Origin of the sequence: Sphingomonas phyllosphaerae, from assembly GCA_036946405.1 — a bacterium.
In the GTDB taxonomy this organism is placed as follows: domain Bacteria; phylum Pseudomonadota; class Alphaproteobacteria; order Sphingomonadales; family Sphingomonadaceae; genus Sphingomonas; species Sphingomonas phyllosphaerae_D.
Genome location: JAQIJC010000001.1, coordinates 1,184,816 through 1,209,693 on the forward strand (window position 1 = coordinate 1,184,816; position 24,878 = coordinate 1,209,693).

Consider the following 24,878-nt stretch of genomic DNA (forward strand, 5'->3'; position numbering starts at 1 on the left):
CGGTCGTACATGCCGTGGCGAGTGACGCCGCGGCAAGCGCGATCAGCCGCGGCGCTCGCGCCAAACGGCGGGCAGCGCGAGCAAGGCGATGCCGGCGAGGGCGATGGCGGTCTTCAGCCATGTCGCGAACGGTCCGTGGGTCTGGTCGACATAATAGACCGCATAGACGATCGCGACGTGCCAGACATAGACGTGGAGCGAATGTCGCCCGAGCAGCCGCAGGAACGCCTGCGAGAACAGCGTGCGCGTCACTTCGGCGATGCGTCGGACGGCGGGGCGGGGGTGATCCTTCCCGGCGATCAGCAGCCACGTCAGTCCGACGGTCGCGGCGACGAAGTTGATGAGATAGATCGGCCCGAAGTCGCCGCGGATGCCGAGCAGGTCGATCTTCTCGATCAGCCATTGCGGCAGCATCCCATAGGCGCTGAGCAGCCGCAGCGGCGCGAAGAACAGGCAGATCGCGAGCGCGACCGTCGCCGGGGCGGGATGGTCGGCGCGGAACACGCGCGGCCACTCGACCCGTCCGGCGGCGGTCAGCGCGCCCGCGATCATCCCCGAAAAGAACACCAGCTGCCAGCCGAGCAGGTTGAAGCTGGCGCGCAGACCCTGTCCATCGCTGGCGGTGACCCACTGCGCGACCGGATCGGTGACGAAGCGCTGCATCGCGAGCTGGCCGGCGATCCACAGGATGACCGACGCGGCCGCGACCGGCACGACGCGGGCGTCGAGGCACCACCGCAGCAGCGGCGGCGCGACCAGCATGTACAGGACGTATTGCGGCAGGATGTCCATGACGGTCGGCTGGAACAGGAAGGTCGCGATCGCCGCGAGCCGCAGCGGATCGCCGGTCAGGCTGGTATGGCCGAGCCAATTGCCCCACGCCTGCGGCGCACCGGGCAGCAGCGCGCGCGCGATCAGCACCGCGACGACGATCCCCATCGCATAGCGATACAGCTGGAACGCGCGCCGCCAGACCTGCGCGCGGCCCTCGTCATAGCCGAGCCTGAGCATCTTGCGGCCATAGACCAGCCCGATCATCAGCCCGGACAGGAACACGAAGCCCTGCGCATCCTCGACGAACGCCAGCTTGTTGTGGTTGACGTTCTGCATCCAATACCCGCCCGTGAAGACGAGGTGGTTGATGAGCATGAAGACGAGGAAGAAACCGCGCAGCCCGTCGATCAATCCGTAACGTGGCAAGCGGCGGGCTCCGTGGCGGTTTCAGGTGGCGGGCGGGCGGGGCTGAGGTGCAGTGCAGCATGGCGGTGATAGCGGCCCGCGCTGCCGGTGCGAACCCGTCCCACACGGGCTGCCGCTTTTTCGCGCCGTCGCGTCCCGGTTCACCGCCGTCATCCCGGACTTGATCCGGGATCCCGCTTTTGCGCGGGGCGACGAAGAAGAAGCGGGGCCCCGGATCAAGTCCGGGGCGACGTGGAAGGAAGGGCGGCTAATCGTGGCAGGCGCGCGGCGGGCTCTGCCACGGCGCGGCGAATTGCCGGCGCTGGAGCCGCGCCATGCCTGCCAGCGTACGCTGGACGAAGCGGTTGATGCTGCGGGCGAGTTGGCGGTGATGGGCGACGTAGACCTGGCTTTCGAACTCGGCGTTCATGTCCGTGCTCCTTCGATAGACCGGGTGGATGATGCGTCGCAGCACCGATCCGCGCCAACAAAGCGATGGACGGAGGTGATAAGTGCACCTTATCGTCGAGGAATGCGCCACCTGCCGCCGCTCGCCGCCGTCCGTGTGTTCGAGGCGGCCGCGCGGCACGAGAATTTCACTGCCGCCGCGAGCGAGCTGGGGATGACGCAGGCGGCGGTCAGTTATCAGATCCGGCTGCTCGAAGAACGGCTTGGCGTGCCGCTGTTCCGGCGCGAGCGGCGGCGGGTGATGCTGACCGAGGCGGGACGCCGCGCCGCATCGCAGCTTACTGCGGCATTCGACTCGATCGATGCGGCCTTCGCCGGACTGCGCGCCGAGGACGAGGCGGTGCTGACCGTGTCGACCACCAACACCTTCGCCAACCTGTGGCTGGCGTGGCGACTCGGCGGCTTCCAGCTTGCGCATCCCGATACCGCGGTGCGGATGCTGACCGACAACCGGCTGGCCGATTTTACCACCGACGAGGTCGATGTCGCGATCCGATCGGGCGCGGGCACATGGCGGGGACTTGCCGCGCACCGTTTGATGACGCTCGACTTCACGCCGATGTGCTCGCCGTCCTTCCTCGCCGATCATGGGGGAAGGATCGTGCCCGCCGACCTGCTCCAGCTGCCGCTGATCAGCGCGCACGATCCGTGGTGGGCGACGTGGCTGGGCGATGCCGGGCTCGATGTGGTCTCGGCGCGGCATACCGGCATCCGGCTCGATTCGCAGGCGCACGAGGGACGCGCGGCGATCGCCGGGCAGGGGGTAGCGATGCTGACGCCGTTGTTCTGGCAGAACGATCTGGCCGCCGGGCGACTGCTGCAGCTTTTCCCGCATGTCGGGAGCGATGGCGAGGCCTATTGGCTGGTCTATCCGGAGGCGCGGGCGAAGGTGGTCAAGATCAAGCGCTTCCGCGAATGGCTGCTCGCCACCCTCGTCAATTCGGGCGGCTGACGCGCGGAACGGTTGTGGAACGTCGCCTCGCGCTGCTACCACTCGCGCCGACATGGCCACCGACCTCTCCGACAATCCCCCGATCGGCATCCTCGACGCGCCGTTCGACAGTGCGCTGAGCGAGCGGTATCTCGTCTATGCGCTGTCGACGATCACCGCGCGGTCGCTGCCCGACGTGCGGGACGGTCTTAAGCCTGTTCACAGGCGTCTTCTTTGGGCGATGCGGCTGCTCAAGCTCGATCCGGCCTCGGGCTACAAGAAGTGTGCGCGCGTCGTCGGCGACGTGATCGGCAAATACCACCCGCATGGCGACCAGTCGGTCTATGACGCGATGGTGCGGTTGGCGCAGGATTTCGCGCTCCGCTATCCGCTGGTCGACGGGCAGGGAAACTTCGGCAACATCGACGGCGATAATGCCGCCGCCTACCGTTACACCGAGGCGCGGCTGACGCAGGTCGCGATCGACCTGATGGACGGGCTGGACGAGGATGCGACCGAGTTCCGACCGACCTATAACGGCGAGGAGCAGGAGCCCGAGCTGTTCCCCGGCGCGTTTCCCAATCTGCTCGCGAATGGCGCGAGCGGGATCGCGGTCGGCATGGCGACGAGCGTGCCGCCGCATAATGCCGCCGAGCTGATGGACGCCGCGATCCTGCTGGTCGACCGGCCCGACGCCGACGATGCCGCGATCCTCGAGCATGTGAAGGGACCGGATTTCCCGACCGGCGGGTTGCTGGTCGACGCGCCCGCAATCATCGCCGAGGCCTATGCGACCGGGCGCGGCGCGTTCCGGGTGCGCGCGCGGATCGAGAAGATCGCCGAAAAGGGCGGCGGCTGGCATCTTGTCGTGTCGGAAATCCCGTACGGCGTCGCCAAGGGCAAATTGATCGAGCAGCTCGCGGCGCTGATCGAGGACAAGAAGCTGCCGATCCTCGCCGACGTCCGCGACGAATCGGACGAGCAGGTGCGGATCGTGCTGGAGCCGCGCAGCCGCACCGTCGACGCGCAGGTGTTGATGGACGGGCTGTTCCGGCTGTCCGATCTGGAAACGCGCGTTCCGCTCAACCTCAACGTGCTCGACAAGGAACGGACGCCGCGGGTCATGTCGCTGCGCGCCGCGCTGGCCGCGTGGGTCGAACATCAGTTCGTGGTGCTGCAACGCCGCACCGAGCATCGGCTGGGCAAGATCGCCGATCGGCTGGAGCTGGTCGGCGGCTATATCGTCGCGTTCCTCAACCTCGACCGCGTGATCGAGATCATCCGCACCGAGGACGAGCCCGAGGCGGTGATGATCGCCGAGTTCGCGCTGACCGACCGACAGGCCGAGGCGATCCTCAACATGCGGCTGCGCAGCTTGCGGCGGCTGGAGGAAATGGAGCTGAAGCGCGAGCAGGCGGCATTGGAGAAGGAGCAGGCGACGCTGACCGCGCTGCTCGGCTCCGAGGCGAAGCAGCGCACGCGGCTGAAGGCCGATTTCCGTAAGGTGCGCGACCGTTATGGCCCCGAAACCGCGCTCGGCAAGCGGCGGACCGAGCTGCGCGAACAGGCGGTGGCACGCGACATCCCGCTGGAGGCGATGATCGAGCGCGAGCCGATCAGCGTGATCCTGTCGGCGCGCGGCTGGATCCGCGCGATGAAGGGGCACGTCGACCTGTCCGCGCCCGAGACGTTAAAGTTCAAGGAGGGCGACGGCCCAGCCTTCGCCTTCCATGCGCAGACCACCGACAAATTGCTGCTGGCGGCGGCGAACGGGCGGTTCTTCACGCTGGCGGCGGACAAGTTGCCGGGCGGGCGCGGCTTCGGCGAGCCGGTGCGCGCGTCGATCGACCTCGACGGCAGCGTGCCGATCGTCGCGTTCCTGAGCGCGGCGCGCGCGGCGCGGCTGCTGGTGGTGGCCAGCGACGGACGCGGCTTCATCGTGCCGGTCGCCGACGTGATCGCGGAGACGCGCAAGGGCAAGACGGTGGTCGCGCCACGAGCCGGTGCCACGCTGGCGGTGGTGCGCCCGGTCGCGCCCGCCGACGATTACGTCGCGGTGATCGGCGACAATCGCAAGCTGGCGCTGTTCCCGATCGCCGACCTGCCCGAGATGACGCGCGGACAAGGAGTGCAATTGCAACGCTATCGCGATGGCGGGCTGGCGGATGCGCGAACCCTCGTCTTCGCGGACGGGTTGAGCTGGGCGATGGGGGGCGACAGCGGGCGGACCCGAACCGAGACGGACCTGTCGCAATGGCGTACCGCGCGCGGCGCGGCGGGGCGGATGCCGCCCAACGGATTTCCGCGCGACAATCGCTTCTGATCGCCACCGCGGCGTTAACCATCCGGTCACCGTCGCGCCATAGGATCGTACCGGAACCGTATCGAAGAAGGCCGGGCGAAAACGTCGGTCTTAAAGTCCGCCTTAACCCTTCGTCGCTATCCGAAACGGTGATGGCAACGCGTGCGACATGGCTGACCCGGCAACTGGCGACTCCGCCCGAGTCGCCTGGCCTGACCGCGCATCAGGGATCGCTGGAACTCGTCCCGATCCCGCTGGCGCTGATCGCGCTCCACGAGGGGCAGACGCGCGTCGAGGTCTTCAACCGCGCGTTCACCCGGGCGCGGTTGATCGACGAGCCGAACCTGACGCCGATCCTCCAGGCCTTTCTCGCCTCCGACACGCAGAGCGAGGAGCGCGACTGGCAGACCGGCGCAGCGGTCGAACGGCGGCACTATCGCCTGACGTTGTCGCGGTTGCCGCAACGCGCCGACCAGGCCTGTATCGCGTCGTTCGTCGACCAGACCGCGGAAGTGCGAACCGAGGAAACGCTGCGCCGCGAGATGGCGACCGACAGCCTGACCGGGTTGCCGAACCGCGGCGGCTTCACCGACGCGCTGGAAGCGAGCATCGCGCAGGGCAATGCGTCCTGGGCGGTGCTGATGATCGACCTCGATCGCTTCAGCCGCTTCAACGCCTGTCTGGGGTCGCTGACCGGCGACGAATTGCTGATTACCGTCGCCCGCCGCATCAAGGGGGCGCTGCGCCATAGCGATACGCTGGCGCGCACCGGGGGCGACGAATTCGGCGTGCTGTTGTCGATCGATGCCAGCCGCGACGAGGCCGAGCAGGTCGCACGGCGCATCCGCGACGCGCTGGCGACCCCGTTTCGGCTCAGCGAATACGAACTGCGCGTGTCATGCGCGATCGGTATCGCGTTCGGCGACGCCGCCGTCAGCGATGCCGAGGACGTGATCCGCCACGCGCAGGTGGCGATGAAGAAGTCGAAATCGACCAAGAACGCCGAATCGTACCAGACGCGCGCCCTCGATTCGGCGCGCGCGGAATTCGCGATGGAGACGTCGCTGCGCCGCGCGATCGAAAGCGAGCAGCTCAATCTCCTCTATCAGCCGATCTGCAATCTGCAGACCGGGCGCGTCAGCGGGTTCGAGGCACTGGCGCGCTGGACCGACGAACATGGCATTCGGCACGAGCCCGGCCGGTTCATCCCGGTGGCGGAGGAATCGGGGTTGATCGTGCCGCTCGGGCGCTGGGCGCTCGACAGCGCGTTGCGCACGCTGGCAAGCTGGGACCGGCGTGCCGGCGGCGACTGCGGGGCGACGGTGGCGGTCAATCTGTCACCGATCCAGTTGCAGCGCGACTCGATCGCCGGAGTCGTGCGGCGCACGCTCAACGACACCGGGCTGGCGGGCGCGCGGCTGAAGCTGGAGATCACCGAGAGCGCGCTGATCAACGATCCCGACCGCATCGCGCGCGTGCTGACCGGGCTCAAGGAAACCGGCGTGACGATCGCGATGGACGATTTCGGCACCGGCTTCTCGAACCTCGCCTCGTTGCAGAAGCTGCCGATCGACGTGCTCAAGATCGACCGCAGCTTCGTCACCGGCCTGCTGACCGATCGCGACAAGGTGGCGATCGTCCGCGCGATCCTCGGGCTGTCGCAGGCGCTGGGCATGGCGACCGTCGCCGAGGGGATCGAGGCGATCGACGTCGGACAGACGCTGGCCGCGCTCGGCTGCACCTTCGGGCAGGGCTATGCCTATGCTCGGCCGCTGGAGCCCGATGCCGCCTATGCGTTCCTGCGCGAGCGCAACGCCTGAGCGACTTCGTCGTCGGCGATCGCCGCCACCCGCTCCGCATCGGGGAAGTGTTCCGCGATCCAGCGGTCCTCGACCGCGCGTAACGCACGCGCGACATCCGGCCCCTTCGCCAGTCCGCGCGCGACCAGTGCACCGCCACCGATCGGCAATGACGGGCGCGACCAGTCGACGAGCGCGCGCGGATCGGCACCGGCAAGCAGCAGCCGGTCGATCGCGCTTTCCACCCCCACGCGATAGCCGAGCGCGCGTGCGCCTTCGTCGCCGGGACCGGCGCTCGCCTGGACCAGCCGCTTGCGATCGTTGTTCGATAGCTTGAGCCGTGCCCCGACCGCCTCGGCCGCGCCGGATGCGACCAAGGCGGCGAGGCGCCGGATCGCGTCGGGAGCGATCCCGGCTGCCGACTCGGCTTCCGCCAGCGCGACCAGCCGGGCGACGCCCGCGGCATCGATCTCGGGCAGCACCGGCCGGAAGATGCCGTGTTCTTCCATCAGCGTCACCACCGGCACCGCGCCGGGTGCGACCAGCAGCTTGAGCAGTTCGGCGGCGATCCGCTCGCGGCTGAGCGCCATCAGGTCGTTGGCGCGCGCGACGCACGCCGCCAGTCCTCCGGCATCGATCGCATCGCCGAAGCGCGCGTGGAAGCGGAAGAAGCGCAGGATGCGCAGATGATCCTCGGCGATGCGGCGATAGGGATCGCCGATGAACCGCACGCGCCGCGCCGCCAGATCGTCGAGCCCGCCGAACCAGTCGAACAGCGTGCCGGTCAGCGGATCGGCGTAGAGCGCGTTCATCGTGAAGTCGCGCCGTGCGGCATCGTCGCGCCAGTCGTCGGAGAAGGCGACCGTGGCGTGACGCCCGTCGGTGGCGACGTCGCGGCGCAGCGTCGTGACCTCGATGACCGTTCCGGCGCTGACCGCGGTGACGGTGCCGTGCGCGATCCCGGTCGGCACCGCCTTGATCCCGGCCGCCTCCAGCCGCCGCACGACCGCGTCGGGCGTGAAGCGCGTCGCGAGATCGAGATCGGCGACCGGCAGCCCCAGCAGCGAGTCACGCACCGCGCCGCCGACCCAGCGCGCCATGCCCGCGTCGCCGTCCAGCGCGGCGATCAGTTCGGCAAGGCCCGGGCGCATGCGCCATTCGGCGGCGGGCAGCGTCACGCCGGCCATCGCAGCCGCCGCGAGAGATTGACGATCATCCCCGCCGTCGCGCCCCAGATCCGCCGTTCGTTCCACATCATCTCCACGTAGCGGCGCTCCCGCCCCTGATAGATCGCCGTCGCCGCGCGCTGGTTCGCGGGGTCGAGCAGAAAGGCGAGCGGCACCTCGAACACCGCCGCGACCTCCGCCTCGCTCGCAACCAGCGGCAGATCGGGCGGCACGACGCCGACGACCGGCGTGATCGTGAAGCCGGTGCCGGTGCGATAGGGATCGGAGGTGCCGATCACGTCGACCTCCCGGCGGGGCAGCGCGATCTCCTCCTCGGCCTCGCGCAGCGCGGCGGTGACCGCATCCTCGCCCGGATCGAGGCGACCGCCGGGAAAGGCGACCTGTCCGGCGTGGCGGCGCAAGGTTTCGGTACGCTGGGTCAGCAAGATGCCGGGTGCAGGGCGGTCGGTGATCGCGACCAGCACCGCCGCGGGCGTTAGCACCACATCGCCGGCGTGGTCGTGATCGTCCCCCGCCAGCGCGGGGGACGCGTCCATGGTCAGCGCGGCGGCGAGCCGCTCGGCGAGCGTCACGATTGCAGCGCGAAGAAGGTGCCGGCGCTCCACACCCCCGAAGGCGCATCGTCGCCGGCCAGCGCGCGCTCGGCGAGTTCGTAATAGACGGGGCGCGCGATCAGCGCCTCGAGGCCGCCGCGGACATGGAGATAGGGGTGCGGCCCGTCGGCACGCTCCTCGAAGCGCAGCGGATGCGCGGCGGAGGCGGTCACCAGCTCGCCGGTGTTGAGGCGGAACGCCAGCGTCGTGTCGCGACCGCTGCCCTCGGCCTTCATCTCCAGCGCGACGAACGGCGCATCCTCGACCGCGATGTCGAGCTTTTCGACCGGCGTGACCAGCACATAGCCGCCATCGGGCTCGCGACGCAGGATGCGGCTGAACGCGCGCACCATCGCCGGGCGGGTGATCGGCGCGCCCTGATGAAACCAGCTGCCGTCACGCGCGATCCGCATCTCGCTGTCGCCGCAATGCGTCGGGTTCCAGCGCTCGACCGGGGGCAGCCGGTCGCTGTCGGCGAGTCGCGCGATGTCGGCGACGGTCAGGGTGTCGAAATCTGGAGGCGGTGCCATCGGCATCGCGCTCACCTAGGGTGCGGGTGGCTTACGGTAAAGGTCAGGCCGCGGCGCTGGCGTGGCGGCGTGGCCCGAGCACGCCGGGCAAGGCAGGCACGTTGGCGCCGCGCGCGAGCAGCCGGCGGCGCTCGACCGGGCCGGGCAGCCGCCACAGGGCGGTGGCGGCGGCGTCGAAGCCGAAGAAGCGGCCGTAATATTCCGGATCGCCGATCAGCGTCAGCGGTGGGCCACCCGCCGCTGCGGCCAGCGCCGCCTCCATCAGCCGCCGGCCGAGCCCCTCCTGCTGCCGCTCGGGCACGATCGCGACCGGGCCGACCAGCACCAGCGGCCAGACCGATCCATCGTCGCCGTCGACCTGCACCGGCCAGCACTGGATCGAACCGAGCAACGCATCGCCCTCGACCAGCGCGAAGCTCAGTCCGGGGATCGGCCGCGTCCCGGCGCGCAGGCGATAGGCGGTGCGCAGATGCCGGTCGCGGCCGAACGCCCGGTCGAGCAATTGCTCAATCGCGTCGTCGGCGATCGTGTCGATCGGCACCATCTGGATCACGCGCGCGCTTCCTCCTGCCCGCGATCGAGGTGGACGCCCGGGCGCGGGCGCTTTAGGGCGAGCTCCGCCGCGCGGCAACGGACACGTGCGGGCGGCGGGGATGGCAACCGGAACGATCGAATGAAGCTCTACGACGCCGAGCGCGCGCCCAGCCCGCGGCGCGTGCGGATCTATCTGGCCGAAAAGGCGATTTCCGTCGAGCGCGTGTCCGTCGATCTGGCGGGCGGGGCGCATCTGCATCCCGACTTTCTGGCGATCAATCCGCGCGGCACGGTGCCCGCCTTGCGGCTCGACGATGGCGAGGTGATCGGCGACTCGACCGCGATCTGCCGGTTCTTCGAGGCGCTGCATCCCGATCCGCCCCTGTTCGGCGCGCGTCCGGTGGAGATTGCGCGCGTTACCGCGTGGACGCGGCGCGTCGAGGCGGAAGGCTATGCCGCCTGCGTCTATGCGCTGCGCAACGCCGCGCCGCGCTTCGCGAATCGCGCCGAGCCGGGCATCTGGCCGGCGCTGCCGCAGCTTCCCGACCTCGCCGCGCGCGGCGCACGCATGTGGGAAGCGTTCGTCGCGACGCTCGACCAACGGCTTGCCGACAACGAATGGGTCGCGGGCGATCGTTATTCCTATGCCGACATCACCGCGCTGGTGACGGTCGATTTCGCCGCGATGGCGCGGCTGGCGCTGCCCGATGGGGTGCCGCATCTGCGCCGCTGGCACGCCGCCGCCACCGCCCGTCCGAGTGCCACCGCATGACCTACGCCCCCGATACGCTCGAACTCGAGGTGCATGACCTCGAGGTGCAGGTGCTGACCGGCATCTATTCCGAAGAGACGCATCTGCCGCAGCCGCTGCGCCTCTCGTTGACGGTGCTGCTCGACGCGCCCGCGCATTACGCCCCCGATACGCCGCTGTCGGCCTCGAAGAATTATCTCGACCTCAAGCACGCCGCGACCGACGCGCTGTCGACCGCCGGGCATTTCACGCTGATCGAGGCGGTGGCGGATCACATTGCGGAAACGCTGTTCCTCCAGGACCAGCGTGTCCGGCGCGTGAAGGTGAAGATCGTCAAGCTCGCCATCGCCGAAGCCGGCGAGGCGATCGGCATCACATTGGTCCGGCACCGCCGCTGACCGCCGACGCCGGCGCGGCGCGGCACGGCCCGAGCTGCTCGATGACGAAGGCGTAATCGGCCTGCGCCTGCGTGGCATCGTCGGGCGAGAGCGACGCGGTGCTGCGTTCCGGGAGCGTCGGGGGGAGGGCACAGGCGAGCCGATACCAGAGCAAGGTGTCGCGCTTCGGGGTCGGGGCCGAGTCGTCGATGATCTCGCTGAGCGCGATCGACCAGCGCGGCTGCTCGCCCGGGCGACGCAGGATCGACAAGGCGGCCGGGCGATTGTCGCGGGTGCGCAGGAAAATCTGCGTCTCGCCCTCGCCGGGGAGCGCGCCGGGGACGTGGAAGGCATTGCCGACGTCGGTGATGACGGGCGGCGCATCGGGGGCCGCGATCTCGGAGGCGATCGCGCGAACGCGCTGCGCGAGCACGGCGCTCCAATCGTGCTGCGCGCCGGGCTCAACCAACTGAATTTGACCCGCTTGTCCCGCTACGGGACGTGCGAAGGCGAGCACTCGCCGCTTCTTGAGTGACGGCACGCGACCACGCCAATCGGGTCCGACATCGACCACCCAGCCGACCCGCGCCGGGATGGCGGTCGCCCCGCGCACCAGTGTGGTTACATCCGCTTCGACATAGAAACGCGTCTTGCCGGCGGGGAGCCCGGCCGCCTCCGCGCCCTTGATTCGCGAGGCGGAGCGAATCGTCGCGTCGATCACCAGGGGGCTGGCGATCACCAGATCGGTGAGATCGGCGTAGCCCAGCGCTGGTGCAACCGGTGCGGCGACAGGCGCTTGCTGGGCGCGGACGGACAGCGGCGCGATCGCGGGAGCCAGTAGCGCGGCGGCGGACGATAGGAAAAAAATGCGCTTGGTCATGCTGCTTGGGATAGACGCGGGCGCGCAAACGATACAGAAATAAAAACGTCGCAGTCCGGCTGTACGTTTGTTGCGTCCGACAAAGCGTTTGCGCTCCCAAAAGGCGCGCGATAGGACTTGTGTGTCTGTAGGTAGCCTATTGGGCGCTACGGAAAGGTTAACAACCCGGCCGGATTTCGATCCGGTCACGCCACGGGCCGCAGGATGAGGGAGTTTCGTTGCTGAATGGCCTATTCTGACCAGAAGATGAGCGGGGGCAAGGTTGGCGCGCTGGTAATCGTCGCGTTGATCCACGTTGCCCTTGGCTATGCCTTCATAACCGGCCTCGCGACGAATTTCGTCAAGAAGCAGGTCGAGAAGCTGAACACGTTCGACGTCGAGGAGCCACCGCCCCCGCCGCCGGAAGAGCCGCCGCCCCCGCCGCCCGATACGCCGATGACGCCGCCGCCGGTGGTGTCGCCGCCGCCGATCGTGCAGAACCCGAATCCGCCGCCCGTGACGGTCGCGACGGTGCCGACCCCGCCGCCGGTCTACGTGCCTACGCCGACGGTCGCGCCGCCCGCCCCGCCCGCGCCGCCGGCGCCGCCGGCACCCCCTGCAGTCAGCAAGGCTGCCGGTCTGAAGGGTAATCCCGGCCAGTTCTTCGGTGCCGACAACTACCCGCCCTCGGCCATCCGTGCCGAAGAGCAGGGACGTGTCGTCGCGAAGCTGACGGTGGGCACCGACGGGCGCGTCACCGACTGCGTGGTCACCACGTCGAGCAACTCCTCGGCGCTCGACCAGGCGACCTGCCGTATCGCCAAGAGCCGCGTGCGGTTCTCGCCGGCACAGGATGCGACCGGGAACCCGATCGTCTCCAGCTATACGCTGCCGGTGCGATGGGTGCTGCCACAAAACTGATCCGCGTGACCCTGGCCGCGCGGACCAAAATCGCCGGCCGACAACTTATCTGGCTTAAGGAAGAAACCGAATGATCATCAACATCCTCGCCGCGGGTGGGACCGCGGCAGCCGAGAACCAGTTCGGCCTGCAGCAGGCGCTGAAGGAAGGCGGCATCATCTCGCAGTCGGTTTTCACCATCCTGGTGGTGATGTCGGTTGTGTCCTTCTACATCCTCTTCTCGAAGCTGTTCGAGCAGCAGAAGATCATCAACCAGGCCAAGCGCGTCCGGTCGAACTTCTGGAACAGCACCTCGCTGCGCGAAGGCTCGGCGAAGCTCGAGAAGAATTCGGCCTACAAGCAGCTGGTCGATGACGGCCTGGCCGCGCAGGAGCAGCACTCGAAGCTGACCGATCCGGTCGAGGCGCACGACTGGCTGCACGGCTCGCTGGCGCGGTCGGAAGCCGCGATCAACTCGAAGCTGGGCGGTGGTCTGGCGTTCCTCGCGACGGTCGGTGCGACCTCGCCGTTCATCGGTCTGTTCGGGACCGTCGTCGGCATCTATCGCGCGCTGATCAAGATCGGCGCGTCGGGCGATCCGTCGATCGACAAGGTCGCGGGTCCGGTCGGTGAGGCGCTCATCATGACCGCGCTCGGCCTCGTCGTCGCGGTTCCGGCGGTGCTGGCGTACAACTGGCTGCAGCGTCGCAACAAGTCGATCGCGGAAGACCTGTCGGCCTTCTCGAACGACGTGCTGGGCTTCCTCGCCTCGAACGGTGCGGTTCGCCCGTCGATCGGCGCGACGACCGCCACCGCCAAGGCGCCGGTCAAGCCGGCCGCGGCGACCACGACTGCCGGCCAGGCCGGTGGCGTGCAGACCCGCCCGTAAGGCGAAGGGATAAGCGGGGTCGTCGCTTCCGGCGGCCCCGTCGATCACCTGCCGTCGTGTCGGCGCCGCGTGGCGGCCCGGAGCGGCGGAACGAGAGAATAGGATAGCCTGATGGCGATGAGCGTTGGCGGAGATTCCGCTGAATCCCCGATGTCGGACATCAACACGACACCCCTCGTGGACGTCATGCTGGTGCTCCTCATCATCTTCCTGATCGCGGTGCCGGTCGCCATCCAGACGGTGAAGGGCATCAAGCTGCCCAGCGTCGTCTTCGATCCCACCACGACCAAGCCCGAGAACGTGTCGCTGTCGGTGGCCGGCAACAACGGCGCCTGCCAGGTCTATTGGGGCATCACGCCGGTGACCCACCAGGAGCTGCTGGACCGTGCCGTCGCCAAGCTGAAGACCGAGATCGATCGTCAGGGTGGCCCCGGCAACCCGGACCTCGAGCTTCCCGAAGCGCACGTGCGCGCCGACGTCAACACGCCGTGGCGGTGCGTCGCGGGCACGATCTACAACATGCAGATGGCCGGCTTCGCCAAGGTCGGGTTCATTTCGCAGCCCAAGGGCGGCGGCGCCTGAGCGAGGAGTAGCTGACATGGCAATGAGTGCAGGCCGCGATGACGGCGAGCCGATGATGGAGATGAACACGACGCCGTTGATCGACGTCATGCTCGTGCTCCTCATCATGTTCATCATCACCCTTCCGGTCCCGACGCACGCGGTGAAGGTCGACCTTCCGGTCAACGATCCGAAGGCACAGAAGCCGCCGGTCGATCCGATCAAGAACAAGATCGCGATCGACGCGGCGGGCGGGATCACCTGGAACGGCACCCCGGTCAATTCGACGGTGCTGCGTCAGTACCTCGACCAGTCGGCAGCGATGAGCCCCGAGCCGGAACTGCAGTTCCAGCCCGATCCGGCCACGCGGTACGACGTCGTCGACCAGGCGCTGGCCGATATCAAGCGCTCGAACGTGACGAAGCTCGGCTTCGTCGGCAACGAACAATATTACAAGGATTTCTGATCGCTCCGGCGATTGGATGCTCCGGTTTGAAGGGCGGTCCCGCGGGGCCGCCCTTTTTCGTTCGTGCGGGTCGGACCGGGGATACCGCAAGTGCCCCTCTTGCCAGAATGTCAAATAAGTGACACCTTGATGTCATAAAAGCGTAACGCGATTGTCTTCGCGGGTGCAGACAGGAGGGTGACATGTACGGCAAGCTGACGCTCGCAGCGCTGACGATAGTGACACTGGCAACGGCGCCGGCGACCGCGAAAGACCGGGTCGGCTATCAGGCGATCGCCGCGGGAAGTCTCGCCAAGGCCGAGCAGACGATCGACGCGGAGCGCGCGATTTTCCCCGACCGCCCTGAATTGATGCTCAATCTCGCCGCCGTGTACGCGCGTACCGGCCGCGAGGCACAAGCGCGGGCACTATACGGCGATGTCCTTGACCGCGAATCGGTGGCGCTGGATATGGCGGATGGCAGCGTCCGCACCTCGCATGACCTGGCGCGGACCGGGATGATGCGGCTCACCACGGCCATGGCGACACGCTGAAGTTAGGCGTGCCTTTTTGGCAACGAGTGTTGCAAAGAAGGCGCGCTTGCGGCCGGGAGGTGGTTACGGGGCGGGCAGTTCGGGAGTGAGTTTGGCGCACTTGATCCGACTTTCCCGAACTGCCTTCGCAGGCGATTTTCAAAGAGTTTGCGTTCTCCAGTTTGCGGCATGGCGGGATCGACGCGCGCGTGTTCGCGTCTCGAAGTGGATCACAGGCGAGCTTCGATGGCTGATCTCGCGGGGACTGGTGGTTTTTTTCGATAGCTGTTGATCCGTCCGCCCGCTTGTCTTGCGCTGCCTTGACCTGATTGCCAGCGCGCCGATGATGAGCGTCGATCGTCCAACGTCGCGGTAGGCGTCTTCGGCGGTTCAGAGGCGAATCACAGTACCCCGGACGGAGTCGCTTCGCTCGCCATGACGAACGGCATGTTCGACCTCACGTCATGATGTTCTGCTCCACGCTCGTCGCGAGGGCGGGCGGAAGCGAATGGTCTTGCCGGATGACGAACCAACGCACGTGCGTGATCCCGTGAGCCTCCGGACCGGTCGGGGTTGGAGGATCCCGTGCGGGCGGCTCCGTTCAAGCGTCAAGCCACAGCGGCGTCGATTACGCCGATGGAAACCGGTCGTCCTGCAACGCCAGCCATCGTCGTCATAGCCGCGGCAGGGTCACTCCGCGTTGTCCCATATATTTGCCGGCGCGGTCGGCATAGCTCGTCTCGCATGGCTCGTTCCCGTGCAGGAAGAGGAACTGGCACGCGCCCTCATGGGCGTAGATCTTGGCGGGTAGCGGCGTGGTGTTCGAGAATTCGAGCGTCACATGCCCCTCCCAGCCGGGTTCGAGCGGGGTGACGTTGACGATGATCCCGCAGCGCGCATAGGTCGATTTGCCGAGGCAGATCACCAGAACGTCGCGGGGTACGCGAAAATACTCGACCGTCCGCGCCAGCGCGAAGCTGTTGGGCGGGATGATGCAGACGTCGGTCTTGCGATCGACGAAGCTGTTTGCGGCGAAATCCTTCGGATCGACCAGCGCATTGTCGACGTTGGTGAAGATCTTGAACTCGTCGGCGACGCGGGCGTCGTAGCCGTAGCTCGACAGGCCATAGCTGATGCAGCCGTCGCGGCGTTGCGACTCGACGAACGGTTCGATCATGCCGTCAGCAAGCGCGCGCTCGCGAATCCAGCGATCGGACATGACGGACATGATGAACTTCCCCCTGGCTGCGCTGCGCTTTCGCTGCTGAGCGCGCGCGGTGCAACCCCGCAGTCATCCTCCGCTGGCCGCACGTCGCGTTGCCCGCTAGCGTCACCCGATATGGTGAAGCTGTTTTTGCCGCTGGCGTACTGGCTGCGCCGCCGCGCGATGGCGCTGGTCGGCTGGCGCACGCACGGGGTCAAGTTGCTGGTCTTCGATCGCGCCGGCCGGGTGCTGCTGGTCCGGCATCGCTACGGCCGCAGCGATCTGCACATGCTCCCCGGTGGCGGGATCGCGCGCCGCGAGCCGCCGGCCGTGGCGGCGGCCCGCGAACTGCGTGAGGAAACCGGGTGTATCGCGCAGGAGCTGGCGCTCTTCGCCCGATATGAATCACGCACGGAGGGGCGGCGCGACACGGTTCACCTTTTCGTCGCGAGCAGCGACGATACGCCGGTGGTCGACGGGCGCGAACTGGCCGAAGCCGGATTCCATCCGCTCGATGCGCTGCCTGCCACCCTGTCCCCGGCGACGCAGCGGCGGATCGACGAATGGCGGGGCCACCGCGTGCGGGGTAACGACTGGTAGGTCCTTGCGATTCATTCTCACTGCCCCGCGGCCTTGCCCCTCCGGGGGCGGGGGTCTAGAGCGTGCCGGTTCCGTTCGCACCTGCGAGAGAGGCGAGAGAGACATAGTGGTCGATCTGTCGCAATACCTACCGATCCTCCTGTTCCTGGGAGTGGCGCTCGCCTTGTCGAGCGCGTTCGTGTTCCTGCCGATGGCGGTCGCCAAGCTGACCGGCGCGGCCAAACCCACGCCCGAAAAGCTGGCCGAATATGAATGCGGCTTCCCCGCGTTCGAGGACAGCCGCTCGCAATTCGACGTGCGTTTCTATCTGGTCGCCATCCTGTTCATCATCTTCGATCTCGAAGCGGCGTTCCTATATCCTTGGGCAGTCAGCGTTTTCTCGCTTGGCTGGACCGCATGGATCTCGATGATGATCTTTATCGCCGAACTCGCGCTCGGCCTTGTCTACGCGTGGAAGAAGGGAGCGCTGGAGTGGGAGTAGAAGCACACTCCGGGCCGATCGGGCTCGTCAACAATCCCGAGCCGGGTCGTGGGGTGATCGCGCCCGACCAGGGCTTTTTCGATGGTCTGAACGGCGAGCTGAACGACAAGGGTTTCCTCGTCACCTCGACCGAGGAACTGTTCCAATGGGCGCGCACCGGCTCGCTGTGGTGGATGACGTTCGGGCTCGCATGCTGCGCGGTCGAGATGATCCACGTCAACATGCCGCGCTACGACATGGAGCGGTTCGGGGCCGCGCCGCGCGCGTCGCCGCGCCAGTCGGACGTGATGATCGTCGCCGGTACGCTCTGCAACAAGATGGCGCCGGCGCTCCGCAAGGTCTACGATCAGATGTCGGAGCCGAAATACGTCATCTCGATGGGCTCGTGCGCCAATGGCGGCGGCTATTATCACTATAGCTACAGCGTCGTGCGCGGCTGCGATCGCGTGGTGCCGGTCGACATCTACGTCCCCGGCTGTCCGCCGACCGCCGAGGCGTTGCTGTACGGCGTGATGCAGTTGCAGCGGAAGATCCGCCGTGCCGGGAGCATCGAACGGTGAGGGCGCCGGCTCCTGCCTATGCGGCGCAGCTCAACGATGCGACGATCGACGCGGCGCGTGCCGCGATCGGTGGCGCGTTGCTCGATGCGGTCGAGATCGCGGGCGAGGTGCAGTTGCACGTCACGCGCGACGGGCTGGTCGCGGCGCTGACCGCGCTGCGCGACACGCCCGGGCTCGAATATCAGCAGCTGATGGAGATCGCGGGGGTCGACTATCCGGAGCGCGCCGAGCGGTTCGAGGTCGTCTATTGCCTGTTGTCGCTGACGCGCAACCACCGGCTGCACGTCCATGTCGGCGCGACCGAGGACACGCCGGTGCCGTCGGTGACCGACATCTGGCCGGTCGCTGGCTGGCTGGAGCGCGAGGTATACGACATGTACGGCGTGCTGTTCTCGGGCAACCGCGACCTGCGCCGCATCCTGACCGACTATGGCTTCCGCGGGCACCCGTTCCGCAAGGACTTCCCGCTGACCGGGTTCGTCGAGCTGCGCTATTCGGAAGAGCAGAAGCGCGTCGTCTATGAGCCGGTGAAGCTGGCGCAGGATTTCCGCACCTTCGACTTCACCAGCCCGTGGGAAGGCGCGGAATACGTGCTGCCGGGTGACGAAAAGGCGAAGCTGCCCGAGGCGAAGGGCGCGCCGACCCCGGCGACCGCGACCGAGGTGCAGAAGGCCGGCGCGGTCGAGACGCCGAAGCAGGACGCCCCGGCACCGAGCCAGCCTTATGCCAAGAAGGACACGACCAGCACCGCCGAAACCGGCGCGGGGCGTGCCGAAAGCGATGCCGAGCCGAAGCCGGCCGACCCCGATGTCGTGCCGTCGAAGGGCGGAGGGCAGAACCAATGACCGACACGTACGTCCAGAAGGAGCAGGCGGTCGATCGCGAGGTCGATCCCGCGATCGAGAAGATCCTGCACGCGACCGACGCCGCGCACCCGACCGAGGGCGACGTGGCGATCCAGAATTACACGATCAACTTCGGTCCGCAGCATCCCGCGGCGCACGGCGTGCTGCGGCTCGTGATGGAGTTGAACGGCGAGATCATCGAGCGGATCGATCCGCACGTCGGGCTGCTGCATCGCGGCACCGAGAAGCTGATCGAGTACAAGACCTATGCGCAGGCGATCCCGTATTTCGATCGCCTCGATTATTGCTCGCCGGCGTGCATGGAGCATACCTTCGTGCTCGCGATCGAGAAATTGCTCGATCTCGAGGTGCCGATCCGCGCGCAGTACCTCCGCGTGTTCTTCGCCGAGCTGACGCGCATCTCGAACCACATGCTCAACCTCGGGTCGCACGTCATGGACGTCGGCGCGATGACGCCGAACCTGTGGCTATTCGAAATTCGCGAGGATTGTTACGGCTTCCTCGAGCGCGCGACCGGCGCGCGGATGCACCACAATTACTTCCGCCCCGGCGGGGTTCACCAGGATGTGCCGCTCAAGCTGCTGACCGATATCGCCGACTGGCTCGACACGCGGCTGCCGCGGCTGTTCGAGGATGCGATCAGCCTCGTCGCCGACAACCGCATCTTCAAGCAGCGCAACGTCGATATCGCGACGGTGAGCCGTGAGGACGCGATCAAATGGGGCTTCTCCGGCCCGATGATCCGTGCTGCCGGCATTCCGTGGGATTTGCGCAAGTCGCAGCCGTACGACGTCTATGCGAAGATGGACTTCGACGTGCCGGTCGGCACGCGCGGCGATTGCTACGACCGCTTCATGGTGCGCGTCGAGGAAGTCCGCCAGTCGGCGCGGATCATGAAGCAATGCCTCGCCGAGATGCCGGAAGGGCCGATCGCCTCGCTCGACCGAAAGGTGGTGCCGCCAAAGCGCGCCGAGATGAAGCGCTCGATGGAAGCGCTGATCCACCACTTCAAGCTGTACACCGAGGGCTATCACGTTCCCGCGGGCGAAGTGTATGTCGCGACCGAAAGCCCGAAGGGCGAGTTCGGCGTGTATCTGGTCAGCGACGGTACCAACAAGCCGTATCGCTGCAAGATCCGTCCGACCGCTTTCTCGCACCTGCAGGCGATGGACTTCATGAGCCGCGGGCACATGCTGGCGGACACCACCGCCATCCTGGGCGCGATGGATATCGTTTTTGGCGAATGTGACCGCTGATGGCTGACGCACCTATCATTCCCGACGAGGCCGAGGTCCGCGCGCGCTGGGGCGCGTTCCAGTGGAACGACGACAGCAAGGCGAAGCGTGACGCGATCCTGTCGCGCTACCCGGCCGGGCGCGAGCAATCGGCCTCGATCCCGTTGCTCGATCTGGCACAGCGCCAGGTCGGCGCGGAGACGCAGACGCAAGGATGGCTGCCCGTTCCGGTGATCGAGTTCGTCGCGCGCGAGATCGGCGTGCCCTATATGCGCGTGTACGAGGTTGCGACCTTCTACACGATGTTCAACCTCGCGCCGGTCGGCCGCTTCCACGTGCAGGTATGCGGGACGACGCCGTGCATGTTGCGCGGGTCGGACGACGTGCTGGCGGCGTGCAAGAACAAGGGCCTCATCAAGGGCAAGACCACGCCGGACGGCCTGTTCACGCTGACCGAGGTCGAGTGTATGGGCAATTGCGCGTCGGCGCCGATGGTGCAGATCAACGACGACAATTACGAAGACCTCGACTACGATCGCACGATCGCGATCCTCGAGACGCTGGCGAACGGCGGCACCCCGAAGCCGGGCACGCAAGAGCCGGGTCGCCATACGGTCGAGCCGAAGGGTGGACCGACCTCGCTGACGGCGATGGTGACCGAAAACCACGATTACCGCGACGAATGGAACGTCGCGGCGCAGGGAGCGGACGCATGAGCCTGCTCGGAAAAACCCTCGAAGATCGGGACCGCATCTTCACCAACCTCTACGGCTATCAGTCGTGGCGGCTGGACGCGGCGATGGCGCGCGGCGACTGGGACAACACCAAGGCGCTGCTGGAGCTTGGCCAGGACAAGATCATCGACGTCATCAAGGCGTCGGGGCTGCGCGGGCGCGGCGGGGCCGGGTTCCCGACCGGGACCAAATGGTCGTTCATGCCCAAGGAGCCGAAGCCGGACCGGCCGAACTTCCTCGTCATCAATGCCGATGAATCCGAGCCGGGCTCGTGCAAGGACCGTGAGATCATCCGCCACGATCCGCACAAGCTGATCGAGGGCGCGCTGGTGGCGGGCTTCGCGATGCGCGCGCGCGCGGCGTACATCTACATCCGCGGCGAATATATCCGCGAGGCCGAGGTGTTGTTCGCGGCGGTCGCCGAAGCGTACGACAAGGGCCTCGTCGGCAAGAACGCCTGCGGGTCGGGCTATGACTTCGACGTCTTCGTCCACCGCGGCGCGGGCGCGTACATCTGCGGCGAAGAGACCGCGATGCTCGAAAGCCTCGAAGGCAAGAAGGGCCAGCCGCGGCTCAAGCCGCCGTTCCCGGCCGGCGCGGGGCTGTATGGCTGCCCGACGACGGTCAACAACGTCGAGTCGATCGCGGTCGCGCCGACGATCCTGCGGCGCGGCGCTTCGTGGTTCTCCAGCTTCGGCGCGGAGAACAACAAGGGCACCAAGCTCTTCCAGATCTCGGGCCATGTGAACACGCCGTGCGTCGTCGAAGAGGCGATGAGCATCCCGTTCCGCGAACTGATCGAGAAGCATTGCGGCGGGATCCGCGGTGGCTGGGACAATCTGCTCGCGGTGATCCCGGGCGGGTCGTCGGTGCCGCTGGTGCCCGCGAAGGACATCATCGACGCACCGATGGACTTCGACGGCCTGAAGGCGGTCGGCTCCGGGCTCGGCACCGCGGCGGTGATCGTCATGGACAAGTCGACCGACGTGGTCCGTGCGATCGCGCGGCTGTCCTACTTCTACAAGCACGAGAGCTGCGGCCAGTGCACGCCGTGCCGTGAAGGTACCGGCTGGATGTGGCGCGTGATGGAGCGGCTGCGCACCGGCGACGCCGAGATCGGTGAGATCGACATGCTCCAGCAGGTGACGAAGCAGGTCGAGGGCCATTCGATCTGCGCGCTGGGCGACGCGGCGGCGTGGCCGATCCAGGGCCTGATCCGCCACTTCCGCCCCGAGCTGGAACGCCGCATCAACGAGCGTGGCGGCAACGTCGCCCCGATGCAGGAAGCTGCTGAATAATGCCCAAGGTCAAAGTCGACGGAGTCGAGATCGAGGTGCCGCAGGGCGCCACCGTGCTGCAGGCGTGCGAGCTGGCCGGCAAGGAGATCCCGCGCTTCTGCTATCACGAACGGCTGTCGATCGCCGGCAATTGCCGGATGTGTCTGGTCGAGGTGAAGCCGGGGCCGCCCAAGCCGCAGGCGAGCTGCGCGCTGCCGGCCGCGGAGAACCAGGAGATCTTCACCAACACGCCGATGGTGAAGCATGCCCGCGAGGGCATCATGGAATTCCTGCTCATCAACCATCCGCTCGATTGCCCAATCTGCGATCAGGGCGGCGAGTGCGACCTGCAGGACCAGTCGATCGCTTATGGCCGCGGGCATTCGCGCTTCGACGAGAACAAGCGCGCGGTCACCGAGAAATACATGGGGCCGATCGTCAAGACGGTCATGACCCGCTGCATCCAGTGCACGCGCTGCATCCGCTTCGCCGAGGAAGTCGCGGGCGTCGAGGAGATCGGCGCGATCTATCGCGGCGAGAACATGCAGATCACCTCCTATCTGGAGGAAGCGGTCACGTCCGAACTGTCGGGCAACGTCGTCGACCTCTGCCCGGTCGGCGCGCTGACCAGCAAGCCCTATGCGTTCGAGGCGCGTCCGTGGGAGCTGCGCAAGACGCTGACCATCGACGTGATGGACGCGGTCGGCACCAACATCCGGCTCGACAGCCGCGGGCGGCAGGTGCTGCGCGCGGTGCCGCGCGTCAACGACGACGTCAACGAGGAATGGGCGAGCGACAAGACCCGCCACGCGGTCGACGGGCTGGTGCGCAAGCGGCTCGACCGGCCGTATGTGCGCCGCGACGGCAAGCTGCATGCGGTGACGTGGGACGAGGCGTTCGCGGCGATCGCGGCGGTGGACCACGGCGGCGCGGTCGCGGCGGTCGCGGGCGATCTGGTCGATTGCGAGACGATGTTCGCGGCCAAGGCGCTGCTCAAGGGGCTCGGCTCCTCGCTGCTCGAAGGGCGGCAGACCGGCATGGACTATGACACGTCAAGCCTCGCCGCGGTGAACTTCAATACCACGATCGCGGGCACCGAAGAGGCGGACGCGATCCTGCTGGTCGGCAGCAACCTGCGCTGGGAAGCGCCGCTGGTGAACACGCGCATCCGCAAGGCGATCAAGAAGGGTGCGAAGGTCTTTGCGATCGGGCCGGAAACCGAGCTGACCTACAAGGTCGACTGGCTCGGCACCGACCTGTCGGTGCTCGGCAAGCTGCCGGAGCGCGTGACCGAGGCGTTCGGCAAGGCGAGCAAGCCGATGGTGATCGTCGGCGGCGCGGCGCTGAAGGGCGCGCATGGCGCGGCGCTCGGGCTGGTCGAGACGCTTGGGCTGGTCAAGGATGCCGCCTCGACAGGCTCGGGACAGGGCTGGAACGGCTTCAACGTCGTGCACATGGCGGCGTCGCGGATGGGCGGGCTGATGCTCGGCTATGCGCAAAAGGCCGGTATTTCCGCGCTGTACGATGCGAAGCTGACCTTCTTCCTCGGCGCCGACGAATGCGATCATGCGCGCTTCACCGGCTTCAAGGTCTATGTCGGCCATCACGGCGATCGTGGCGCGCATCATGCCGACGTGATCCTGCCGGGCGCGAGCTATGCCGAGAAGTCGGGGACGTTCGTCAATCTCGAGGGGCGTGTCCAGCGCGGCGAGCGCGCGGTGTTCCCGCCGGGCGACGCGCGCGAGGACTGGACGATCTTCCGCGCGCTGAGCGAGCGGCTCGGCCAGACGCTGCCGTTCGACACGCTCGACGAGCTGCGCGCGGCGATGGCGCTCGACTGTCCGGAGCTGGCGACGCCGGGGCTCAAGACCTTCGCATGGCACGCACCGGCGCTCGGCACGGCCGCGGAGGGCGTGCTCGAGGGCTATCCGATCAAGGACTTCTATCTGACCAACGCCATTTGCCGGGCGTCGCCGACGATGCAGCGCTGCTCGGCGGAACTGGTGCATGGCGAGAGCTTCGCGGAGGCGGCGGAGTGACCGACTTCTTCAATCATACGATCGGCCTTCCTTATGGCTGGGCGTGGTTCCTCGCGACGATCGTCGGCATTCTGGCGATCGCGCTGCCGCTGATGCTGTCGGTGGCGATGATCATCTATGCCGATCGCAAGATCTGGGCGGCGATGGCGTTGCGCCGCGGTCCGAACGTCGTCGGCCCGTTCGGGCTGTTGCAGTCGTTCGCGGACGGGCTGAAGGTCTTCCTTCAGGAGACGATCGTCCCGTCGGCGGCGAACCGCGGGCTGTTCCTGCTCGCGCCGATCATCACCTTCACGGTCGCGCTGATCGTCTGGGCGGTGGTGCCGTTCCAGCCGGGCGTGGTGCTGGCGAACATCAACGTCGGGTTGCTCTACGTGCTCGCGGCATCGTCGCTGGGCGTGTACGGGATCATTCTCGCCGGCTGGTCGTCGAACTCCAAATACCCGTTCTTCTCGGCGATCCGCGCCGCGGCACAGATGGTCAGCTATGAGGTTGCGATCGGCTTCGTGCTGATCTCGGTGGTGATGTGGGCGGGGTCGTTCAACCTGACGACGATCGTCGAGGCGCAGAAGGGGCTGTACGGCTTCATCAACGGCTTCGGGTTCAATCCCTTGCTGTTCCCGATGAGCGTCGTGTTCCTGATCTCGTCGCTGGCGGAGACGCAGCGCGCGCCTTTCGACCTGACCGAGGCGGAGAGCGAGCTGGTCGCGGGATACCAGACGGAATATTCGTCGATGGCGTTCGCGCTCTACTGGCTCGGCGAATATGCGAACGTGTTGCTGATGTGCACGCTCAACGCGACCTTGTTCTGGGGTGGCTATCTGCCGCCGTTCGACTGGGCACCGCTGTATATCGTGCCGGGGATCATCTGGCTGTTCGCCAAGATCCTGTTCTTCTTCTTCGTCTTCTCGTGGATCAAGGCGACGGTGCCGCGCTACCGGTACGACCAGCTGATGCGGCTGGGCTGGAAGGTGTTCCTGCCGCTGTCGCTGTTCTGGGTGTTCCTGGTGTCGGGCGTGCTGATGTTCATGCGCGTGGGAGTGTAAG

Annotated in this window: 27 protein-coding genes; 19 read left to right on the forward strand and 8 right to left on the reverse strand. The window is 67.2% G+C overall.

All coding sequences use genetic code 11. From position 1 onward, the window contains the following. Positions 1-42 precede the first annotated feature (42 nt). Both opgC and PGN12_05555 read right to left on the reverse strand, forming a co-directional pair. Positions 43-1,200, reverse strand: coding sequence for an OpgC domain-containing protein (gene opgC / locus PGN12_05550; GenBank protein MEH3103353.1), 1,158 nt, complete (start codon positions 1,198-1,200; stop codon positions 43-45). 247 nt (positions 1,201-1,447) lie between these two features. Then, on the reverse strand, positions 1,448-1,609 hold the full coding sequence (locus PGN12_05555) for a hypothetical protein (GenBank protein ID MEH3103354.1): 162 nt from the start codon (positions 1,607-1,609) through the stop codon (positions 1,448-1,450). 102 nt (positions 1,610-1,711) lie between these two features. Between PGN12_05555 and gcvA the strand changes: the two genes are divergently transcribed. From gcvA to PGN12_05570, 3 genes are all read left to right on the forward strand, one after another. After that, positions 1,712-2,599: a transcriptional regulator GcvA gene (gcvA, locus tag PGN12_05560; GenBank protein MEH3103355.1), complete on the forward strand. Its 888-nt coding sequence runs from the start codon at positions 1,712-1,714 to the stop codon at positions 2,597-2,599. A 52-nt stretch (positions 2,600-2,651) separates the two neighbouring features. Then, a complete protein-coding gene (parC, locus tag PGN12_05565; GenBank protein ID MEH3103356.1) occupies positions 2,652-4,901 on the forward strand; it encodes a DNA topoisomerase IV subunit A in 2,250 nt (749 codons plus the stop codon). A 131-nt stretch (positions 4,902-5,032) separates the two neighbouring features. Next, a complete protein-coding gene (locus PGN12_05570; GenBank protein MEH3103357.1) occupies positions 5,033-6,700 on the forward strand; it encodes an EAL domain-containing protein in 1,668 nt (555 codons plus the stop codon). On the opposite strand, the gene PGN12_05575 is transcribed toward PGN12_05570, so the two are convergent. From PGN12_05575 to PGN12_05590, 4 genes are read right to left on the reverse strand one after another with little or no spacing between them, the layout of a single operon-like run. Next, complete coding sequence (locus PGN12_05575; GenBank protein ID MEH3103358.1) at positions 6,670-7,866, reverse strand: CCA tRNA nucleotidyltransferase; 1,197 nt, start codon at positions 7,864-7,866, stop codon at positions 6,670-6,672. The two genes, PGN12_05570 and PGN12_05575, sit on opposite strands and share 31 nt — an antisense overlap. Beyond that, positions 7,854-8,438 carry a CoA pyrophosphatase gene (locus PGN12_05580; GenBank protein MEH3103359.1) on the reverse strand — a complete coding sequence of 195 codons (585 nt, stop codon included), beginning with the start codon at positions 8,436-8,438 and terminating at the stop codon, positions 7,854-7,856. The genes PGN12_05575 and PGN12_05580 overlap by 13 nt, the downstream gene beginning before the upstream one ends. Beyond that, complete coding sequence (locus PGN12_05585) at positions 8,435-8,995, reverse strand: DUF1285 domain-containing protein (protein MEH3103360.1); 561 nt, start codon at positions 8,993-8,995, stop codon at positions 8,435-8,437. Before PGN12_05585 ends, PGN12_05580 begins: the two co-directional genes overlap by 4 nt. 37 nt (positions 8,996-9,032) lie before the next feature. After that, on the reverse strand, positions 9,033-9,542 hold the full coding sequence (locus PGN12_05590; protein ID MEH3103361.1) for an N-acetyltransferase: 510 nt from the start codon (positions 9,540-9,542) through the stop codon (positions 9,033-9,035). Between the two features lie 120 nt (positions 9,543-9,662). Between PGN12_05590 and PGN12_05595 the strand changes: the two genes are divergently transcribed. Both PGN12_05595 and PGN12_05600 read left to right on the forward strand, forming a co-directional pair. Beyond that, positions 9,663-10,295: a glutathione S-transferase family protein gene (locus tag PGN12_05595; GenBank protein MEH3103362.1), complete on the forward strand. Its 633-nt coding sequence runs from the start codon at positions 9,663-9,665 to the stop codon at positions 10,293-10,295. Further along, positions 10,292-10,672, forward strand: a complete 381-nt coding sequence (locus PGN12_05600; protein MEH3103363.1) for a dihydroneopterin aldolase — start codon at positions 10,292-10,294, stop codon at positions 10,670-10,672. Before PGN12_05595 ends, PGN12_05600 begins: the two co-directional genes overlap by 4 nt. On the opposite strand, the gene PGN12_05605 is transcribed toward PGN12_05600, so the two are convergent. Next, positions 10,647-11,531 (reverse strand): hypothetical protein, encoded by an 885-nt coding sequence (locus PGN12_05605; GenBank protein MEH3103364.1) that lies wholly within the window; start codon positions 11,529-11,531, stop codon positions 10,647-10,649. The two genes, PGN12_05600 and PGN12_05605, sit on opposite strands and share 26 nt — an antisense overlap. A gap of 225 nt (positions 11,532-11,756) precedes the next feature. On the opposite strand from PGN12_05605, the gene PGN12_05610 reads away from it, so the two are divergent. The 5 genes from PGN12_05610 (at position 11,757) to PGN12_05630 (ending at position 14,859) form a co-directional block, all read left to right on the forward strand. Beyond that, positions 11,757-12,431 (forward strand): energy transducer TonB, encoded by a 675-nt coding sequence (locus PGN12_05610; protein MEH3103365.1) that lies wholly within the window; start codon positions 11,757-11,759, stop codon positions 12,429-12,431. Between the two features lie 70 nt (positions 12,432-12,501). Then, complete coding sequence (locus tag PGN12_05615; GenBank protein MEH3103366.1) at positions 12,502-13,299, forward strand: MotA/TolQ/ExbB proton channel family protein; 798 nt, start codon at positions 12,502-12,504, stop codon at positions 13,297-13,299. Positions 13,300-13,410: 111 nt separating this feature from the next. After that, the gene (locus PGN12_05620; GenBank protein ID MEH3103367.1) at positions 13,411-13,881 is read left to right on the forward strand and encodes a biopolymer transporter ExbD; all 471 of its coding nucleotides are present in this window, start codon (positions 13,411-13,413) and stop codon (positions 13,879-13,881) included. A gap of 16 nt (positions 13,882-13,897) precedes the next feature. Continuing rightward, positions 13,898-14,326: a biopolymer transporter ExbD gene (locus PGN12_05625; GenBank protein MEH3103368.1), complete on the forward strand. Its 429-nt coding sequence runs from the start codon at positions 13,898-13,900 to the stop codon at positions 14,324-14,326. A gap of 182 nt (positions 14,327-14,508) precedes the next feature. Further along, positions 14,509-14,859: a tetratricopeptide repeat protein gene (locus PGN12_05630; GenBank protein MEH3103369.1), complete on the forward strand. Its 351-nt coding sequence runs from the start codon at positions 14,509-14,511 to the stop codon at positions 14,857-14,859. Positions 14,860-15,511: 652 nt separating this feature from the next. Here the strand turns inward: PGN12_05630 and dcd are convergent. Then, complete coding sequence (dcd, locus tag PGN12_05635) at positions 15,512-16,066, reverse strand: dCTP deaminase (GenBank protein MEH3103370.1); 555 nt, start codon at positions 16,064-16,066, stop codon at positions 15,512-15,514. 111 nt (positions 16,067-16,177) lie between these two features. Between dcd and PGN12_05640 the strand changes: the two genes are divergently transcribed. The 9 genes from PGN12_05640 (at position 16,178) to nuoH (ending at position 24,877) form a co-directional block, all read left to right on the forward strand. After that, positions 16,178-16,642, forward strand: a complete 465-nt coding sequence (locus tag PGN12_05640) for an NUDIX domain-containing protein (protein ID MEH3103371.1) — start codon at positions 16,178-16,180, stop codon at positions 16,640-16,642. A gap of 106 nt (positions 16,643-16,748) precedes the next feature. Then, positions 16,749-17,123 (forward strand): NADH-quinone oxidoreductase subunit A, encoded by a 375-nt coding sequence (ndhC, locus tag PGN12_05645; GenBank protein MEH3103372.1) that lies wholly within the window; start codon positions 16,749-16,751, stop codon positions 17,121-17,123. Positions 17,124-17,140: 17 nt separating this feature from the next. After that, positions 17,141-17,683, forward strand: coding sequence for an NADH-quinone oxidoreductase subunit B (locus PGN12_05650; protein ID MEH3103373.1), 543 nt, complete (start codon positions 17,141-17,143; stop codon positions 17,681-17,683). Beyond that, a complete protein-coding gene (locus tag PGN12_05655; protein MEH3103374.1) occupies positions 17,680-18,528 on the forward strand; it encodes an NADH-quinone oxidoreductase subunit C in 849 nt (282 codons plus the stop codon). The genes PGN12_05650 and PGN12_05655 overlap by 4 nt, the downstream gene beginning before the upstream one ends. Next, a complete protein-coding gene (locus PGN12_05660; protein ID MEH3103375.1) occupies positions 18,525-19,805 on the forward strand; it encodes an NADH-quinone oxidoreductase subunit D in 1,281 nt (426 codons plus the stop codon). The genes PGN12_05655 and PGN12_05660 overlap by 4 nt, the downstream gene beginning before the upstream one ends. Then, positions 19,805-20,500, forward strand: a complete 696-nt coding sequence (locus PGN12_05665) for an NAD(P)H-dependent oxidoreductase subunit E (GenBank protein ID MEH3103376.1) — start codon at positions 19,805-19,807, stop codon at positions 20,498-20,500. Before PGN12_05660 ends, PGN12_05665 begins: the two co-directional genes overlap by 1 nt. Beyond that, on the forward strand, positions 20,497-21,816 hold the full coding sequence (nuoF, locus tag PGN12_05670) for an NADH-quinone oxidoreductase subunit NuoF (protein ID MEH3103377.1): 1,320 nt from the start codon (positions 20,497-20,499) through the stop codon (positions 21,814-21,816). The genes PGN12_05665 and nuoF overlap by 4 nt, the downstream gene beginning before the upstream one ends. After that, positions 21,816-23,834 (forward strand): NADH-quinone oxidoreductase subunit NuoG, encoded by a 2,019-nt coding sequence (nuoG, locus tag PGN12_05675; GenBank protein ID MEH3103378.1) that lies wholly within the window; start codon positions 21,816-21,818, stop codon positions 23,832-23,834. The genes nuoF and nuoG overlap by 1 nt, the downstream gene beginning before the upstream one ends. Beyond that, on the forward strand, positions 23,831-24,877 hold the full coding sequence (nuoH, locus tag PGN12_05680) for an NADH-quinone oxidoreductase subunit NuoH (protein ID MEH3103379.1): 1,047 nt from the start codon (positions 23,831-23,833) through the stop codon (positions 24,875-24,877). Before nuoG ends, nuoH begins: the two co-directional genes overlap by 4 nt. Position 24,878: the final 1 nt, after the last annotated feature.

Coding starts and splice junctions, on each gene's coding strand:
- PGN12_05555 (MEH3103354.1), bottom strand. CDS start 1,609: ATGAACGCCGAGTTCGAAAGCCAGGTCTACGTCGCCCATCACCGCCAA.
- gcvA (MEH3103355.1), top strand. CDS start 1,712: ATGCGCCACCTGCCGCCGCTCGCCGCCGTCCGTGTGTTCGAGGCGGCC.
- parC (MEH3103356.1), top strand. CDS start 2,652: ATGGCCACCGACCTCTCCGACAATCCCCCGATCGGCATCCTCGACGCG.
- PGN12_05570 (MEH3103357.1), top strand. CDS start 5,033: ATGGCAACGCGTGCGACATGGCTGACCCGGCAACTGGCGACTCCGCCC.
- PGN12_05575 (MEH3103358.1), bottom strand. CDS start 7,866: ATGGCCGGCGTGACGCTGCCCGCCGCCGAATGGCGCATGCGCCCGGGC.
- PGN12_05585 (MEH3103360.1), bottom strand. CDS start 8,995: ATGCCGATGGCACCGCCTCCAGATTTCGACACCCTGACCGTCGCCGAC.
- PGN12_05595 (MEH3103362.1), top strand. CDS start 9,663: ATGAAGCTCTACGACGCCGAGCGCGCGCCCAGCCCGCGGCGCGTGCGG.
- PGN12_05600 (MEH3103363.1), top strand. CDS start 10,292: ATGACCTACGCCCCCGATACGCTCGAACTCGAGGTGCATGACCTCGAG.
- PGN12_05605 (MEH3103364.1), bottom strand. CDS start 11,531: ATGACCAAGCGCATTTTTTTCCTATCGTCCGCCGCCGCGCTACTGGCT.
- PGN12_05610 (MEH3103365.1), top strand. CDS start 11,757: ATGGCCTATTCTGACCAGAAGATGAGCGGGGGCAAGGTTGGCGCGCTG.
- PGN12_05615 (MEH3103366.1), top strand. CDS start 12,502: ATGATCATCAACATCCTCGCCGCGGGTGGGACCGCGGCAGCCGAGAAC.
- PGN12_05620 (MEH3103367.1), top strand. CDS start 13,411: ATGGCGATGAGCGTTGGCGGAGATTCCGCTGAATCCCCGATGTCGGAC.
- PGN12_05625 (MEH3103368.1), top strand. CDS start 13,898: ATGGCAATGAGTGCAGGCCGCGATGACGGCGAGCCGATGATGGAGATG.
- PGN12_05630 (MEH3103369.1), top strand. CDS start 14,509: ATGTACGGCAAGCTGACGCTCGCAGCGCTGACGATAGTGACACTGGCA.
- dcd (MEH3103370.1), bottom strand. CDS start 16,066: ATGTCCGTCATGTCCGATCGCTGGATTCGCGAGCGCGCGCTTGCTGAC.
- PGN12_05640 (MEH3103371.1), top strand. CDS start 16,178: ATGGTGAAGCTGTTTTTGCCGCTGGCGTACTGGCTGCGCCGCCGCGCG.
- PGN12_05660 (MEH3103375.1), top strand. CDS start 18,525: ATGACCGACACGTACGTCCAGAAGGAGCAGGCGGTCGATCGCGAGGTC.
- PGN12_05665 (MEH3103376.1), top strand. CDS start 19,805: ATGGCTGACGCACCTATCATTCCCGACGAGGCCGAGGTCCGCGCGCGC.
- nuoF (MEH3103377.1), top strand. CDS start 20,497: ATGAGCCTGCTCGGAAAAACCCTCGAAGATCGGGACCGCATCTTCACC.
- nuoG (MEH3103378.1), top strand. CDS start 21,816: ATGCCCAAGGTCAAAGTCGACGGAGTCGAGATCGAGGTGCCGCAGGGC.